This is a genomic window from Paraburkholderia sp. SOS3, from assembly GCF_001922345.1.
In the GTDB taxonomy this organism is placed as follows: Bacteria; Pseudomonadota; Gammaproteobacteria; order Burkholderiales; family Burkholderiaceae; genus Paraburkholderia.
The window spans coordinates 2,707,905-2,724,133 of the sequence record NZ_CP018812.1 but is presented as its reverse complement, the minus strand read 5'-3'; the positions used below and the strand labels follow the sequence as shown (position 1 = coordinate 2,724,133).

Below are 16,229 nucleotides of genomic sequence, written 5' to 3'. Positions count from 1 at the left end.
ATGCGGTGCGAAAGATGGTGATGCTTCTGCGTCGAGCGTCGAGCGTCGAGCGTCGAGCGTTCAGCGATTAGCGCACGCCGCGTCGCGACAGCTTGTCGGCGGCGACTGCGAGAATCACGAGAATGCCGGTAATGAGCACCTGATAGACGGACGAAACGCCGATCAGCGTCAAGCCGTTGCGGAACACACCGACGATCAGCGCGCCGAGCAGCGTGCCCGCGATCGAACCGCGTCCGCCGAACAGACTCGTGCCGCCGAGCACGACCGCGGTAATGCTGTCGAGGTTTTCGGTCTGGCCGGCCTGCGGATCGCCGACGCCGGTGCGCGATACCGCAAGCAGCGCGGCGACGCCGTAGATCGCGCCCGAAAGCGTGTAGACGGTCAGCAGGATCTTCTGCGACGAAAGACCCATCAGGCGTGCGGCTTCGGCGTTATTGCCAAGCGCGTACAGATGGCGGCCCGGCACGGTATCGCGCAGGACGAACCATGTCGCGAGATACATGAGCAGCGTCAGCACGGTGCCGTATGTCACTTCTGCGGGGCCGAGCCGGAACGTGTTGCCGAGGAACATGATCGCGTCGGGCAAGTTCGATACGCTCTCTGCATTCGAATAGATTTGCGTCAGTGCAAACGCGATATTCAGCGTGCCGAGCGTGACGATAAACGACGGTAGCTTGATCCGCGTGATCAGTGCACCATTCAGAAGACCGAACAATGCGCTCGCACCGATCCCGCACGCAATCGCGAGTACCGGCGGTACGCCGAGTACCACGGCGAATTTGGTCATCACGATCGAACCGAACGCCATCACCATCCCGCATGACAGATCGATGCCGCCGGTCAGTACGATCAGTGTCTGGCCGATCGCGATCACCGCGACGACCATCGTTTGTTGCAAGATCAACGAAAGGTTTTGCGCGGACAGAAAGCGGTCGCTTTGCGAAATAAAGAATGCGCATGCGAGCACCAGGGCGATAAGCGGTCCGGCTTCGGCGAGCGTCGGCAAACGGTCGGCAAGCCGGCGGTGGCCTTGAGCGGGGGCGGTGGGGGTGGGGGTCGACATGATGTGTTTCCTCGATGCGTTGATGCCACCGGCGCTGGCGCGTTCTGGCGCGCCGCGCCGGTCGATACGATAATGCGCGTCGTTACTTGTTGCCCCAACAGTTATCGAGGCCGAAGGTAGTGTCCTTGCTGGCGACACCCGATTGCGGCTTATCGGAAATCAGCGTGACGCCGGTGTCGTGGTAGCCGCTCGGTTTCTTGCCGGTCTTCGCATATTCGACGCCGGCATCCACACCCAGTTGAGCCATCTTCAGCGGATATTGCTGCGACGTCGCGGCGATCGCGCCGGCCTTCACATTGCGCACGCCTTCGCAGCCGCCGTCGATCGATACGATCATCACGCCCTTATCCTTGCCTGCGGACTTCAGCGCGCGATACGCGCCGGCCGCGGCCGGTTCGTTGATCGTATAGACGACGTTGATGTCAGGTGCTTTTTGCAGGCAGTTTTCCATCGCCGTTTGTCCCTTCGACTGATCGCCGCGCGTGTCCTGGCTGCAGACTATCGATGGGTCGCCTTCCTTGATGCCGAAGCCCTTCAGGAAGCCGTTATGGCGCAGCACGCCGACCGTCACGCCCGGCGCGAGGTCGAGCGTCGCAATCTTCGCGGGCTTGCCGCCGAGCGCGGCTTTCGCATATTCGCCGATCAGCACGCCGGCCTTGAAGTTGTCGGTCGCAAAGAGCGCGTCGGTCGCGTCTTGCGGGTCGGTTGGCGTGTCGAGTGCGATTACGATGGCGCCGGCCGCGCGCGCTTTTTTGATGCTGGGCACGATCGCCTTCGTATCGCTCGGCGTGATCAGAATCGCTTTCGCGCCGGCGGTCAGCATGTTTTCGATCGCGGTCACCTGGCTTGCATTGTCGCCGTCGAACTTGCCGGCGGCGGTCATCAGTTTCGCGCCGTCTTTCTGTGCGGCGCCTTCTGCGCCCTGGCGCATCTTCACGAAAAACGGGTTCGTGTCGGTCTTTGTGATCAGGCCTACCACGGGTTGATCGGCCGCCTCGCTGGTGCCGATGCACAAGACGGCCGATGCCGCCGCGCACACCACGACGATTCGCCTAACGGCGCTTGGCACGCTCGATTTCAGATTCATGGGAAACGCTCCTCCAGGTGATTGACACCGACGTTATGGACTGCAGTGGATTCGGATTCGCTGTGCTTCGGACGCGATTGCAAGGTCACGCGCCGCGGCCGGCGACTAAATCAATTGGCTTTATTTAATGCGCGCGGCGACGCAGTGTCAAGGCGGCGCAGTTTGCTGCGCCGCACGGTAAATTACATCTGCTGATTGAGCCTGCGCCTTGTCAGCAGTGGCTTTGCTGGCCGCAGCGTGCAATTTCCCGAGTCGTGGAGGTAGGGTAAATAAGGAGGTCTTCGCTGCGCGTCGATGACGATCGACGCGCGACGTGTCGTCTGGTTCACATAGTGCGTGCTATGGAACAAGCGGTCAGCGGAGGGCGGTCGATGAGTAAAGGCCGCCAGGCTGCCTCGGAGTAGCTCGACGTCCCAAGGCGCACTTAGAGTGTGACGACCTGCAGCACCGCTTCGGCAAATGCCTTGGGCGCTTCCTGCGGCAGGTTATGTCCGATGCCGCTCTCCACGTCGCGGTGCTGGTATCTGCCGATGTATTGTTTGGCGTACGCGGCCGGCGGCTGATGCGGTGCGCCGTTTGCGTCGCCTTCGAGCGTGATGGTGGGCACGGAAATCTTCGGTGCCTGCGCCAGGCGATTTTCCAGGTCGTCATATTGCGGCTCGCCTTGTGCGAGTCCCAACCGCCAACGGTAGTTATGAATGACGATGCTCACGTGGTCGGGATTGTCGAATGCCTTGGCCGTGCGCAGGAACGTGGCGTCATCGAACCTGAATCGTGGCGATGCACGCTGCCAGATCAGCTTGTTGAATTCACTGCGCTGCTCTGCGTAACCGGTCGCGCCGCGCTCCGTGGCGAAGTAGTACTGGAACCACGCCTGCAGTTCGACCTGCGGCGGTGCGGGCTCGCGGTTGGCCGCCTGGCTGCCGATCAGGTAGCCACTGGCCGATACGAGGGCGCGACAGCGTTCAGGCCATATTGCGGCGATGATATTCGCGGCCCGTCCGCCCCAGTCGAAACCCGCGAGCACCGCCTTGTCGATCTTCAACGCATCCATGAGGGCAATCACGTCGACCGCGAAGATCGACTGCTGGCCGTTGCGTGGCGTGTTCGGCGAAAGGATGCGCGTCGAGCCATAGCCTCTAAGATACGGCACGATGACCCGATAGCCTGCGCCCGCAAGGATAGGGGCCACGTCGACAAAACTGTGGATATCGTGCGGCCAGCCATGCAGCAGGATGGCGACGGGTCCATTGGCCGGCCCTGCCTCGGCGTAGCCGATGTTCAATGCACCGGCCTCGACCTGTCGAATCGGGCCGAATGCGGCGGTTGGCTTTGTGTGCTGCGCAGACGTGGTCTGATAGGCGGCGCTGGCGTGGGCCGGTCCGGCGCGGTTCAGGAAGCTCAGAGCGGCGAGGGCTGTGGTGCTGTTCAACAGTCGGCGGCGCTGGGTGTTGACTGGATTCGACATCTCTGGAATTGGCGAAGGCGGTTACGTGACCCTATGGGCTTATCGCTCGTGTGCCGCCCGGCCCGCATTGCAAGTCATTCAGGGGCCGGACGGATCACTGGCTCGACTCAGATAGCCGACAGGTCCGGATGAAGTCCGCGCACCGGGCTTACGGCTTCGAGCAGCGAGGCGAGGTGCAGAACAGTCGACTCCGCCATCCACGGTGCGACGAGTTGCACGCCGACCGGCAGACCTTCGCGGCTCGTGCCGAAACGCAGCGACAGGCCCGGAAGCCCGGTCACATTGAGCGGCGCCGTCGCGGTCATGACGTGCAGCGACGACACCGACTGGCCGTCGATGTTGAACTCCGCAGCGTCGTGTGCGTGCGCCGGTACTGTCGTGACCGGGCAGAGCAACGCGTCGTATTGCTGGAAGTACCCGGCAAAGCCGTCGCGCAACTGTTCCGCTTTCTGCTCCGCGTCGACGAAATCGGCGATCGAGGTGTCCGGCGTGTCGTAGACGCCCTGGACGTGCTTGAAGATCTTGTCTTCGTGTCCGGCCGTTACTTTCCTGAAGGCGGGTTTGGTTTCCATGACCTGAAGCTTCCAGAGCAGCTCGAGCGCGTTGATCTGCTCGAGCACTGGAATGCGCACCGGCTCGACGGTGATGCCCAGGCTCTTCAGCGCTTCGGCCGAGGCGAGCACGGTAGCGGCGACGTCGGGGTCTACGGGCGCGAAGGCATCGATGAGCAGGCCAACCCGAATCGGCCGGCCCGGGCTGGACGCCACGCCGGCATCGAGGCTGGGCGGCGCCGTCGAAAAGCCGTCCGCGCCGTCAGGGCCGGCCAGCAGCGAATAGGCGAGCGCGATGTCGCGAACGCTGCGTGCGATCGGCCCGATGTGCCAGAAGCGGCGCGGTACGCGTGGCCAGATACCGGTCATCGGAATGCGTCCGTGGGTGGCCTTGAGTCCGACCACGCCGGTTAGCGCTGCCGGGCCGCGCACCGAAATGGCGACGTCGGTTGCGAGACCGAGCGGCGACATCAGCGCTGCGACGGCTGCGGATTCGCCGCCACTCGAGCCGCCTGGCGTGCGATCCAGATTCCACGGATTACGCGTGCGTCCCGACAGCAGGTTATCGGTTTCGATCCAGAACGAAAATTCGGGATGGTTGGTTTTCGCCAGCAGGATGCCGCCTGCCTTCTTCATGCGAGCAATGCTCGTGGCGTCGGTGTCGGGCACACGGCCCTTGAAGATGGGCGAGGCACGTTGCGTCGGCACGCCGGCGGTATCGATGGAGTCCTTCGCGGTGAAGGGAACGCCGTGCAGCGGGCCGAGTTCCTGACCGGCCATCACGGCAGCCTCGGCGACGCGCGCGGCTTCGATCGCGCCGTCGGCGAGCGTGACGATGGCGTTGATCTTCGAATCGAACGCATCGATGCGCGCGAGATGCGCTTGCATGACTTCTACCGGCGAGACGTCCTTGTTGCGGATCAGTTCGGCGAGCCGGGTGGCGTCTTGGGAAATAAGTTCGGTGCTCATCAGGCGTGTCCTGAAAGTGTCGGAAAAGTGACCAGCGAAGCCAGTTCTGAAGACTGTCTAACGTTTGTTAGGTTAAAAGGTTAGGCGCTATGCTTCGTTTCGTCAACACCTTTCGAATGGGCCACAATGGATGGCGTCGGCGCGCAAGCGCGACGTTCACAGTGAACCAATAGAGTCGCCCAGCCGTTCCGATATGCGGAAGATTAGACACCCTTAAGACTGCTCAACGGGAAGTGCTCGCCGCCCCGACATGGGCACGAAGCGGTTTCGATATCAAACCGTACCGCTCAATGCGCGTCGGGCGGAGGCTTGACGTTGCCGACTCCCCGCGTAAAGAATGCGCCGATGAGACCCACGCCGAAGCACAGCGCGACGGCAAGAAACGTATCGGCGAATGTCAGCGTGAGTGCCTCGCGCATCACAAGCGATTGCAGCATGCCCATACTTGCACCGGCCGCATTGAGCGTGTCGCCGGCGACGTGGGAAAGCCGTCCAGCCTGCTGTTGAAGAAAAGCCTCCACTACCGGTCGACCCACGCTGACATGCTCTGCGAGAATTTCGTAGTGGAAGTTCAGGCGGTCGTTCAACATCGTGCTGACGACGGCAATGCCTATCGCGCCGCCGAGATTTCGCATCAGATTGAAGAGCCCGCTCGCCGCCCGGAGTCGCTCGGGCGGCAAAGATCCCAATGCCAGAATGACAATCGGAGGAATCGCGAACTGTTGGCCAAATCCGCGCAGCGCCTGAGGAAGCAGTAATTGCTGCCAGCCCCAGTCGTTGGTCAACGGTACATAGAGATAGCAGCCGATGCCGAACATCGCGAGACCAATCATCATCAGCGAACGCATGCCGACAAATTTTGCGAGTCGGCTATAGACCACCATACCCAGCGCCTGAAAACACCCAACGGAAAGTAATGCGATGCCCGTCTGAAGCGAATCGAAGCCTCTTACGCGCGTGAGAAACACGGGTGTCAAATAGACGGTGCAGAAGATGCCGATACCTATGATGAACGATAGGAGGCTGCAGATTCCGAAGTTCCGGACGGCCAGCGCACGCAGGTCGACAATCGGCTCTTCGGCGGTAAACGCGTGCACGAGAAACAGAAAACCGCAGATGGCGCAGATCCATGTACACGCGAGAATCGCGTCGTCGCCGAGCCAGTTCTTGCGCGGCCCTTCCTCCAGCACATATTCAAGGCAGCCCAGGCATCCGGACATCAGCAATACGCCCAGGTAATCACCCTTCTTGAGCAAGGAAAGATTTGCGTGATCGAAATTGACATACCGGGGCACGAATACGGTGACGGCGATGCCCGGTATCACGTTCAGATAAAACAACCAGTGCCACGACCACTCGGACGTCACCCAGCCCCCGATAACCGGCCCGATGGTCGGAGCGAGCGTCGAGAGCGCACCAATCGTGGTCGATGCGGCGAGTCGTTGCTTCGGCGGGAAGATCACGAAGACCGTTGTGTAGACGGTGGGAATCATCGCGGCGCCAAGTGCACCTTGAAGCCCACGAAACAGGATCATCGAATTGATGTCCCATGCAAGTCCACAGAGCATGCTCGTGACGGTGAAACCGAATGCAGAAAATGCGAACACCCAACGTGTGGAGAAGACTCGCGTCAGCCAACCCGACATCGGAATGACGATAATTTCCGCGATCAGGTAAGACGTCTGCACCCATGACAACTCGTCCTGACTGGCGGACAGTCCGCCCCCAATGTCGCGCAGCGATGAGGCGACGATCTGGATATCAAGGGTTGCCATGAAGAAGCCAAGGCACATGATGCCGAACGCGAAAAGTTTCGTGCTCGTCGGAAGGTCCATCGGATTGGGCAGAGGCGGGGCGATCGAAGTACTCATGATGTCTTTATGTGTGTATGCACACAATCGGGGCGTCTGCGTGACCGGCCGATTGCCCGTTGCGTCAAATGTCGGGATGCAGGTGACGCACCTGGCTGACCGATTCGAGCATCGTTGCGAGATGGAGGATGGTCGACTCGGCTTGCCAGCTGCCCACCACCTGAACGCTGATCGGCAACCCCTCCTTGCTCGTGCCGAAGCGCATCGAGATGCCGGGCAGACCGGTAACGTTAAGCGGTACCGCTGCGCCCCGGATATACGAGACATCCATGGTCTGGCCGTTGACGGTGAGCGCGTCGATACCGTGTTTATGTGCCGGGATCGGCAACACATGCGTAACGAGCGCGTCGTACTTCGTGAAATAGTCGGCAAATCCGTCACGCAGGCGTTCGGCCGCCTGTTCCGCGTCAACGTAGTCCTGCATGGATACATCGGGCAGCGAGAGCATTTTTCTGGCGGACTTGTAGAGATCGTCGAGGCTGCGCCCCTTAGTTGCTTCAGCAAATTCCCGCTTCATTTCCATCACGTGCAGACGGTTGAACACGTCATTCGCGAAGTCGCGCTCGAGTGCGGGGATACGTACCGGCTCAACAAGGCACCCGACGTTCTTCAGCGCTTCAGCCGCCGCTTCAACGGTGGCGGCAACCTCCGAGTCGACTGGCCCAAAGCCGGGTTCCACCATCCAGCCCACGCGCAGCTGCTTGTGCGGCTTAAGGCGAGAAGAACCGATTGGCGCATCGAACTGGACAGCGCTGCTTGCGAAAGCATCCAGGCCATCGGGCCCTGACAATTGTGAGAACGCGAGTGCGAGGTCGCGGATACTGCGGGCCATCGGGCCGACATGCCAGAAACGACGCGGCGCACGCGGCCAGATCCCGGTCATCGGCACACGCCCGTGCGTCGCCTTGAGCGATACGATTCCGGTTTGTGCGGCCGGGCCGCGCAACGAATTCCCAAGATCGGTCCCGAGCCCGATCGGCGACATACCCGCCGCAATGGCCGCCGATTCCCCGCCGCTCGAACCACCGGGCGTGCGCTCGAGGTCCCACGGATTGTTCGAACGACCGCTAAGGAGATTGTCGGTTTCGAACGAGTAGGAAAACTCAGGGAGGTTTGTCTTTGCCAGCAGGATAGCGCCGGCTTTTTTCATTCGGGCGACGCAGGTGGCGTCGGTGTCAGGTACGCGTCCTTTGAAAATAGGCGAGCCGCGTTGTGTCATCACCCTGGCGGTGTCGATGGAGTCTTTTACGGTAAAGGGCACGCCGTGCAAGGGGCCAAGATCACGACCTTGCAGCACCGCGGCTTCTGCTGCTTTCGCAGTTTTGAGCGCATCGGCTGCAATGGTGACGATGGCATTGAGGCTGGGATTGACGGCTTCGATTCTATCGAGATGCGCCTGAATGACCTCGACCGGCGAGATCTGGCGTGTACGGATCAGTTCGGCCAGCCGCGTTGCATCTTCATACAAGATTTCTGACTTCATGGTGACTCATCCATCGGCGCTACCAAACGATTGTTAGGTAGACTTTAACGTTTAATACTTCGCTCGTCAAGCCATAGGGCCAGGATTCGCACCTCGATGACTGGGTACCGACGCGATGCACATCGCTGTGCGTGGCTTTCACGGGGGTATGTCGAGCACGTTCCTTCAGAAGACAAATGCGCCCGCGATAAACCGCACGGCAAGCACTTGTACAAGAACGAATGAAATAAAAAACAGAAGCTGTCTGTTGACAGCCCCAATGGAAAGCGCGTCGCCTAGGCTAAAAATGATACCTAGTACCACATAGCTCCACGCCAGCACGAAATACGAACCGTCGACCTTTCTCGTGATCGCGAAGGCTATCGACACAACGTAGAAAATCACCGTCACATTCAGCAAGCCGTCGCGATAGGAGTTCAGCCAGATGCTGCTTTCAAGAAAGTCGAGGGCGACCGCACGATTTGACATTGACTGCGTGTCCCGACGTATTGGGATGCAGAATATCAAGGTAAGCAAAAAGCCAATCAGACTCCGTCCCCAGTGCCATATCGATGTCCATGTAGCCAGGACAACGGCAGGGAGAAGAATTGAATGCTGGATGCTCACTGTCGATCGCCATGATAGTCGCCCGAATGATAAAACAGTACCTTGGGAAACATTATTCCATGTGGACACGTCGCGAGATAAAACACGCTTACTTGCTGTTCTGGGCAAGGGCGCCGCTGCTGTTGCTGCCGCCGAATAGGGCGGTGAGATAGTTCTGGTTTGTTTGCGCCTGTGCCATCAGTGTATCGAGCGCGGTGAACTGATCGTTGTACTGCGACATCAGCACCGCCTTGTAGTCGTTCAGATCGTCCTGCTGTTTCGACAGGCTGGTGATATCGGCGGTGAGCGCGTCCGTGCGCGACTGGATAATGCCTTTGGAGGACGTGTACACAGCAAGGATCGAGTCGAGTTGCTGAGCGATTCCGTTGGTGTCGTTGAATAGCGCATTAACCAGCGCGGGATTGTTGGTGACCGCGTCGTCGAGAGTCGGGCTATTGGTGTCGGCGTCGATCTGCAGCTGCGCAAACGGCTGAGAATTCGTCGCCGTGTCGACTTGCAACGAAATGCCTAGCGAAGCGAGGGTGCCCGCGATGCCGCCGCTCGATACCGCGCCGCCCGCGATACCGGCAAGCGCTGCGCCGATCTGGTTGAGCATTTCGTCGCCTAGCAACGTGCCACCGGTGCCGGACGTCCCCGCGACGTTCGGTGCGGCAAGCGAGTTCAACTGGTTGATCACTGCGTTATAGGCCGTGACGAACGTGGACAGCTCACTCTCGACCGAACCGTGATCCGGTGCGACGGTCAGGGTTTGCTGGCCGATGGTCTTGGCACTGGTTGGATCGAGTGTCAGCGTGACGTCGGGAATCGCGCCCGAAATGGTGTTCGTCGAGCTCGTGACAAGCTGGTTGTTGATAGTCAGGCGCGCGTCCTGCGCAGCCTGCGACTGCGTCCAGGCACCAGTCGAGGAAGAGATCGTCGACGAGCCAACCGGCGCAGACGAATCGGCAGTGACGGACGAAGTGACTTCAAGTTGACTGATCGGGCTAGTACTGCTGGTCGCATTTTGCACGTCGACGCTGATCATGCTCGATGAACCAGTCGATGTGGACTGCAAGCTGAGCGACTGGCCATTGGCGCCATTTATCACGAGTGCCTTGACCCCGGGATTGCCGGATGCCGAATTGATCTCGTTCGCAATATCCTGCAGGCTGTCGTTCGACGGGTCGACCGTAACCTGAAGCGATTTCGCAGTCGATCCGCTGCCTAGAGAAATGACCAGCGTCCCCGAGCCCATCGCGGCGGAATCCGTCTGGGAGAACGAACCGGACGTGATCGATTGCGACTGCGCAAACTGCGTCGTGTCGATCTGATAAGTCGCGGCCGCTGCGCCGCCGGCGGTCTTCGCAGTAATCCCGGCGCCGCTTAGCGTGGCCGTGGTTGATGAAAGCGCTTTGCCGTTGAGAAATGGCCCGATTGCCGCCTGTAGTCCGGACATCGCGGCGGATAGCGCGGCGAGGCCGCTGATCTGAGCCTCATCCTCTCCGGCCTGCGAGCTGATCAATGCAGCCGGGCCTGCAGTTTTCGCTGTGGCAAGAGCTGATACGAGAGAATTGACGTCGACCGTACTGCCGGTCGAGGCGGATATCAGCGACTGGGCGGCTTGCTGAACTGCGGCGGCGGCGTCTTGCGCAGCTTTTGCGGCTGCGGAGGTGGCGGAGGTGGCGGATGAGGTCGACATTTGGTGGCTCCATTCGGCCGTCAGAACTGGTGATAAGTGATGGCGAACGCAGAACGCCTGGCACTTTCCGGCAAGCGCGCGGGGGAGTCGTCTTGCACGACCGCCACCCCGCGCACGTTACCTACCCGTATACGATGTTCTGCGTTCTATCTGGAAACGGCGGCGATTGGTTACTGCAAAAGCTTCAGCACCTGTTGCGGAAGTGCGTTCGCTTGTGCGACCACCGAGATCGCGGCCTGAACCAGCACTTGCGTTTTGCTCAGGTTCGCCGTTTCTTGCGCGAAGTCGGCGTCCATGTAACCCGACGCTGCAGTTGCCAGGTCGGTCGACTGGGCTTGCTGCGTTTGTGCAATTCCGGTGAAGCGATTTTGCACAGCGCCGAGCGACGCCTGCATGTTCGCGATAGTTGCAAGTGCGTTCTCGACGGAATTGATCGCGTTGTTGGCACCGTCGGACGTGCTGATGTTGATCTGCGATACCGTGGTCGGCGCATTCAGCTGATTGATCGTCGCAAGCACGCTGTTTGCCGGTTGTACGCCTGCCTGCGTCGAACCGATGGTGCTTGTCGGCGTGTTGGTGAACGAAATCGTACCGCCGGCCGCCGTGTTAAAGAGACCCGCGGTCGCGCCCGAGCTAAGCTGGGTACCGTTCTGATCGACGTACTTGACGCCGCCCTTGCCATCCGATTCCACGGTGACGGATGTAATGACGTTCGAAGCACCCGCCGTTGCATCGAGGCCAGTCGAAGCGTCGAGGTCGATGCCTGAAATCTTGCCGAACACGGTGCCTTCAGACGCGGTTGCTGCATTGGCGGTGATCGCGGCGTTGATCGAGGCGAGGTCGTTGGTCGGCAGGAGTGCATCGGTCCCCGTCGAGTTTAGCGACAGCGATGAAATGCCATTGGTCGTCGTGACCGTAAAAAGGGCAGACGATGCTGTCGTCGAGATAGCGACGTCGTTCTGGTCTGTGAACGTGAATCCGCCGTTGCCGTCCGAATTGACGTGGATTTCCGTTATTGCGCCCGCGCCGCTTGCTTCCGTACCATTCGCGTTCAGGTTCAGGTCCGTAATCGTCCCAAGCGTGACGCCTGACTGAACGACGCCGCCGCCGAGCGATGCCGCGGATACGCCTTGGGTCAGATCGATCGACACGGTTTGACCGACGTTCGCACCGACCTGCACTTGCAGGATGCCGGCTGCGCCGTTTAGCAGGTTGAGTCCGTTGTATTGCGTTGTCGAAGCAATCCGGTTTATCTCGTCGGTTTGCTCTTTCACCTCCTGTTGCAGAGCTTGCTGATTAGCCGGCGTCAACGTGCCTTGCAATGCCTCGTTTGCCAGCTGGTAGATGCGCTGCAAGCTGTTCGTCAAACTGCCTAATGAAGAGGCGATCGTCTGCACTAGCGCCACCCCGTTATTGGCGTTCTGAATACCCTGGTTCAGGCCATTTTCCTGCGTTGTCATGGTCGTGACGACGGCCAGGCCAGCCGCATCGTCTGCGGCGCTATTGATGCGCTTACCCGACGACAGGCGCGTAATTGCCGTGTTCAGGCTGCTGTTGTTGGCGTTCAGGTTCTGCTGAGCGATAAGGGAGGGAATGTTGGTGTTGATATCCATACGGTCCGCCTTGAAAAGGTAGCGTGATGCACGACGAGATTTGAGATCAGGGGAGGCATACATTGATCGATGGTTGCTTGCCTCAAATGGAGTTGACGGCAGAAGGTTAGGCATTTTTAGCGTATAGAACGTTAAAGTCTTGAAGAGGCAAGAGAAAGTCCACGGTGGTCAAACGTCGTGTAAAACATTGAATCAAGATGCCGAGCAAGGACATTTAGGAGGCCTGGAAAGATAAATTTTTAGGGTTGTGGCTCTAAGAATCTAAAAGGCTACCTGGTATCGTTTTGATGTTAAACAAAACGTTACGTTAATTAGAAACCAGTTGTTCCAGGGCAAGAAAGTAACTGCGATGGTTATCAAGTGAACAATCCGTCCAAATTGTCGAGCCGGCAGGTAGCTGAACTGATCGGCAAACGTCCTGCATCAATCGTTGAGCTTGGCAGCGCAGAGATCTGCGCCTCTCTGGTTTCGCTAAGTCTTGAGTACAGGGACGCAAAATTCGAAAGCGCTGCGAGAAGTCTTGCTTGCCGGCTGACGATCGACGAGGCACTTCGCCTTGGTATGAATGGCGAAGAAATCGCGGGATGTTTAAGTGCGCTTTCTGCCTGGTATCGGGACAATGAGTTTCGCGAGGCGGCCTTGACCCTTGCGAGACGGCTGGCTACGGATGACTCGCTTTTCTACACGATCAACGGCCAGCAGTTGACCAGATGTCTCGATGCGTTGAACAAGTGGGACAAGGAGCCGGTCTGCCGGGATGCCGCCGCGCGACTGGCGACCAGAATCTTTGCCGATAGGAATCTCGGGAACGCGCTTGCAAGACATGAGGTCGCCATTGCCCTGAATGCACTGAGCAAATGGCCCGATGAAGACGTATGCCGGGCCGCAAGCATACGACTCGCCGAGAGGATAGTCAGGGATCAGCTGTTGTCCGTCCGCATGAATGCACAGGAGGTTGCGAGTTGCCTATATGCGCTGGGAAAGTGGAGTAGTGAACAAGCATGTCTGGACGCGGCACGACGGTTGGCCGGACGTCTATCGACGGACGAGACACTGATTAGGCAGATGAATGGCGTCCGCCTTACGCACTGCATAAGTGGACTAGCAACGTGGAGCAACGACGACGCCTGCTACGCGGCCGGCCGAAGACTCGCAACCCGTCTATCGGAAGACGGTCCACTGCGGCATCATCTGAATGGCAGGCATGTGGCGGTTTGTCTGGCCGCTTTATCGAAGTGGTGTGCGGATGAGGTGTGTTACGGTGCGGCCGTTCATCTGTGCAGGCGCGTCGCTTCAGACGCGTCCATATGTCATCGCCTTAGCATGAAGCATGTCGTCAACTGTCTGGGCGCACTTTGCAGGCTGGCCGATTCGGGCGTGTCCGCGACCGCCGCGATTCGCCTTTCGCAGCGTATCGTGGACGACAAATCGCTGGTGGCGCAAATGAATGGCGGGACGATTGCCGCCTGCCTCATGGCGCTGGCGACATGGCGTGGCCACGTCCTGTGCGACGAAGCAGCCCTGTGCATAGCAAAGCGTCTGGCCAACGACGATACGTTGCCCGAAGGCTTGCACGAGCTGCAGTTGGTTCAATGCCTGGATGCGTTGTCTCATTGGAACGACAACGACGTTTTCGATCAGGCAAGGGCGCTTATTCGCCTTCGAATGTCGGACCGTTTCACCGCACACGCGGAATAGCGGAGATGCCTTGAGCCGTTTTCCGCGCCCGGATGGACCAGGTAGAACGTAGAGAATACGATGAACTTTGTTACGCATGCTCTCGAAAAGGAAGTGCCGAAGACCGAGGATGAATGGTGTCGGCTGGTAGAAAAAAACTGGAGCATGCACTGTGAATTTGACAAGAATGTCAAGCGGCAGCTTGTTACGTCATGCTGGTTTATGGGCGATGTGAGATTCGAGGTCGCGGATCTTTCGGGGCAGCGCTGGACGTGGAAGCCGGGATCCGGTCTCGATGGCTGGAGACGGAGCAGCATCGTCGTATTTCTGGCAGAGACCGGCTCAACCGAGTTCGAGCAAAACGGAAAGTCGGTGCGGCTTGAATCGAGCTCATGCCTTCTCCTTGACGGTAGCGTGAGATATGCTCAAACATCAGGTCCGGATTCCCGCGGACTATTGCTTCGGGTACCAAGGGCATCGCTCGAAACGCGTGGGAAGATATCGTTGGGCCGAGAATTACTGTTAGTAAACAGTTCATCGCCTGACGTACTCATGCTGCAGTCGATGTTGACGGGAGCAGCCGCCTACGGCGGGAAGAGCAGTGTTTACACCCGATGGCGGGTGGCGGAACTTCTGACTCACCTGATGGGAGAAATTGCCGACGATCTCGCAGCGCCGAACGGGCGCACGCGTCCTGAATTGATGCTGAGGAAGATCAAGCGCTTTATCGAGCGGAACGTGGGAAACGAAAACATTGACCTCGACTTTGTAGCGAACGCCATGGGCGTGTCAAAGCGGCACTTATCCAGAATATTCGCGCAGGAAGGCACTTCTGTCATGCGCTACCTTTTGCAACAGCGGCTTGCGAAAGCGCAGAGGATCCTTGCGCACAGTGATGAAAGCGTTCGCATTAGCGACGTCGCGTGGCATTGCGGCTTCGTCAGTGCCGCGCACTTCAGTCGGGCCTTCAAAAGACACTACGGCGTGAGCCCAACTGCCCTCCAGGGCACGGAGCCAAGACAGTCAAATGACGGGAGACCTGGGACGACTTCCGCGTACGCATCGTAAGCGCACGTTGGAGCGTTTGCGTCGCGTTCAAGGGTTCGCTTGGTGGCAGTGGGCGACGCTGATTTAAAGGGCGGCGGTGGAGCGACACGGCATGGATTTGAAGACACGACACTCGACTCCGCAGATTGACATGTCGTGGACACAATTTAAATGATGATTATCATAATTAGAGGAAAAAAATTTCACAGATGACCTCGCGCAGTGAGAGTGTCGCATTCTGAGAGGTGAGCCGTGTCGGCGTGTGCAACGCTCTCGGGGCGAGAATCGAATTGCGCCTGGGCTGCCAGAATGAATGGGAGTTGCCGCGCTGCCCATTCGGCGAGGACGCTAAGCGGTTCCGACATGCTTTTTCCAATTTCGGAAACGGAGTACTCGACACCCGGGGGAGCTGTTTCAACGATACGTCGCGAGACCATGCCATTGCGTTCCAGGCGCCGCAAGCTTTGGGTGAGTGCTTTCTGGGTGATGCCGCGCACCCTTCGCTTGAGCTCATTAAAGCGAAGAGGTTGGTCACGAAGCGCGAGGAAGACCGTGAAAGTCCACTTATCGGCCAGTTGATCCAGAAGAACGCGACAGGCGTCGACATCGGGCGAAATAACTTGCTCAAGCATACTGCGGTTCCGTTAAGGATACTTAGGAGTCGCGTTAATCGTTTTTGGATAACGCACCAAGCTATACTATAGCGTTCGTCATGAGAGCACGTCGTCGACCTGCACATCATTCGTGCCTTGATGAGTTCGTCGGGTATTGGAACCGTTGCGAAATTTTGATGGTTGGCGTGCTAACACGCTATTGCGAAACCGGGCTTGAGTTAAACGGAAGCACGCAGGGAAATGCAGCATGTTCGTGGGAGCAAGATGTTCCGGCGAATAACGGTCATTACCTTCCTCTCGAGCAAAAGCGCGATCGTATCTTCGACGGATCGTCTGGGAAAGTTCAGCGTGGTTCGTCGCGTGCATATGCATACATTTGACGGTAAGTCGAAAGTACGCATGTGGCTGAAACAGCCCTTGAGCATCGCTCTGAGACTTGCGTGCAAATATCAGCCCTCCCAACCTAACGGTTGGTAGGCTAATCGTAGTTGCTGCGATCCGA

General features: G+C 58.8%; 12 protein-coding genes. 2 read left to right on the top strand and 10 right to left on the bottom strand.

What is annotated here, in order from left to right:
- Positions 1-67: 67 nt before the first annotated feature.
- The 9 genes from BTO02_RS32135 to BTO02_RS32095 all read right to left on the bottom strand — a co-directional run bounded on the left by BTO02_RS32135 (position 68) and on the right by BTO02_RS32095 (position 12,503).
- Positions 68-1,063 (bottom strand): ABC transporter permease, encoded by a 996-nt coding sequence (locus BTO02_RS32135; protein WP_075160996.1) that lies wholly within the window; start codon positions 1,061-1,063, stop codon positions 68-70.
- Between the two features lie 82 nt (positions 1,064-1,145).
- Complete coding sequence (locus BTO02_RS32130; RefSeq protein WP_075160995.1) at positions 1,146-2,150, bottom strand: sugar ABC transporter substrate-binding protein; 1,005 nt, start codon at positions 2,148-2,150, stop codon at positions 1,146-1,148.
- 424 nt (positions 2,151-2,574) lie between these two features.
- On the bottom strand, positions 2,575-3,618 hold the full coding sequence (locus BTO02_RS32125; RefSeq protein WP_075160994.1) for an alpha/beta fold hydrolase: 1,044 nt from the start codon (positions 3,616-3,618) through the stop codon (positions 2,575-2,577).
- Between the two features lie 107 nt (positions 3,619-3,725).
- Positions 3,726-5,138: an amidase gene (locus BTO02_RS32120; RefSeq protein ID WP_075159615.1), complete on the bottom strand. Its 1,413-nt coding sequence runs from the start codon at positions 5,136-5,138 to the stop codon at positions 3,726-3,728.
- Between the two features lie 287 nt (positions 5,139-5,425).
- Positions 5,426-7,009, bottom strand: a complete 1,584-nt coding sequence (locus BTO02_RS32115) for a DHA2 family efflux MFS transporter permease subunit (protein WP_075160993.1) — start codon at positions 7,007-7,009, stop codon at positions 5,426-5,428.
- Positions 7,010-7,073: 64 nt separating this feature from the next.
- Complete coding sequence (locus BTO02_RS32110; RefSeq protein WP_075160992.1) at positions 7,074-8,492, bottom strand: amidase; 1,419 nt, start codon at positions 8,490-8,492, stop codon at positions 7,074-7,076.
- Between the two features lie 165 nt (positions 8,493-8,657).
- Positions 8,658-8,960, bottom strand: coding sequence for a hypothetical protein (locus tag BTO02_RS32105; RefSeq protein WP_075160991.1), 303 nt, complete (start codon positions 8,958-8,960; stop codon positions 8,658-8,660).
- A gap of 226 nt (positions 8,961-9,186) precedes the next feature.
- On the bottom strand, positions 9,187-10,776 hold the full coding sequence (gene fliD, locus BTO02_RS32100) for a flagellar filament capping protein FliD (RefSeq protein ID WP_075160990.1): 1,590 nt from the start codon (positions 10,774-10,776) through the stop codon (positions 9,187-9,189).
- Positions 10,777-10,946: 170 nt separating this feature from the next.
- Positions 10,947-12,503, bottom strand: coding sequence for a flagellin N-terminal helical domain-containing protein (locus BTO02_RS32095; protein ID WP_232243606.1), 1,557 nt, complete (start codon positions 12,501-12,503; stop codon positions 10,947-10,949).
- 246 nt (positions 12,504-12,749) lie between these two features.
- Between BTO02_RS32095 and BTO02_RS32090 the strand changes: the two genes are divergently transcribed.
- Positions 12,750-14,087, top strand: coding sequence for a hypothetical protein (locus tag BTO02_RS32090; protein ID WP_156884045.1), 1,338 nt, complete (start codon positions 12,750-12,752; stop codon positions 14,085-14,087).
- A 60-nt stretch (positions 14,088-14,147) separates the two neighbouring features.
- Positions 14,148-15,134 carry an AraC family transcriptional regulator gene (locus BTO02_RS32085; RefSeq protein WP_075160987.1) on the top strand — a complete coding sequence of 329 codons (987 nt, stop codon included), beginning with the start codon at positions 14,148-14,150 and terminating at the stop codon, positions 15,132-15,134.
- 182 nt (positions 15,135-15,316) lie between these two features.
- On the opposite strand, the gene BTO02_RS32080 is transcribed toward BTO02_RS32085, so the two are convergent.
- On the bottom strand, positions 15,317-15,745 hold the full coding sequence (locus BTO02_RS32080) for a winged helix-turn-helix transcriptional regulator (RefSeq protein ID WP_075160986.1): 429 nt from the start codon (positions 15,743-15,745) through the stop codon (positions 15,317-15,319).
- Positions 15,746-16,229: the final 484 nt, after the last annotated feature.

What these genes read in the sequence shown, in the direction of transcription:
- BTO02_RS32135 (WP_075160996.1), bottom strand. Translation starts at nt 1,063, where the DNA reads ATGTCGACCCCCACCCCCACCGCCCCCGCTCAAGGCCACCGCCGGCTT.
- BTO02_RS32130 (WP_075160995.1), bottom strand. Translation starts at nt 2,150, where the DNA reads ATGAATCTGAAATCGAGCGTGCCAAGCGCCGTTAGGCGAATCGTCGTG.
- BTO02_RS32125 (WP_075160994.1), bottom strand. Translation starts at nt 3,618, where the DNA reads ATGTCGAATCCAGTCAACACCCAGCGCCGCCGACTGTTGAACAGCACC.
- BTO02_RS32120 (WP_075159615.1), bottom strand. Translation starts at nt 5,138, where the DNA reads ATGAGCACCGAACTTATTTCCCAAGACGCCACCCGGCTCGCCGAACTG.
- BTO02_RS32115 (WP_075160993.1), bottom strand. Translation starts at nt 7,009, where the DNA reads ATGAGTACTTCGATCGCCCCGCCTCTGCCCAATCCGATGGACCTTCCG.
- BTO02_RS32110 (WP_075160992.1), bottom strand. Translation starts at nt 8,492, where the DNA reads ATGAAGTCAGAAATCTTGTATGAAGATGCAACGCGGCTGGCCGAACTG.
- BTO02_RS32105 (WP_075160991.1), bottom strand. Translation starts at nt 8,960, where the DNA reads ATGTCAAATCGTGCGGTCGCCCTCGACTTTCTTGAAAGCAGCATCTGG.
- fliD (WP_075160990.1), bottom strand. Translation starts at nt 10,776, where the DNA reads ATGTCGACCTCATCCGCCACCTCCGCCACCTCCGCAGCCGCAAAAGCT.
- BTO02_RS32095 (WP_232243606.1), bottom strand. Translation starts at nt 12,503, where the DNA reads ATGCCTAACCTTCTGCCGTCAACTCCATTTGAGGCAAGCAACCATCGA.
- BTO02_RS32085 (WP_075160987.1), top strand. Translation starts at nt 14,148, where the DNA reads ATGAACTTTGTTACGCATGCTCTCGAAAAGGAAGTGCCGAAGACCGAG.
- BTO02_RS32080 (WP_075160986.1), bottom strand. Translation starts at nt 15,745, where the DNA reads ATGCTTGAGCAAGTTATTTCGCCCGATGTCGACGCCTGTCGCGTTCTT.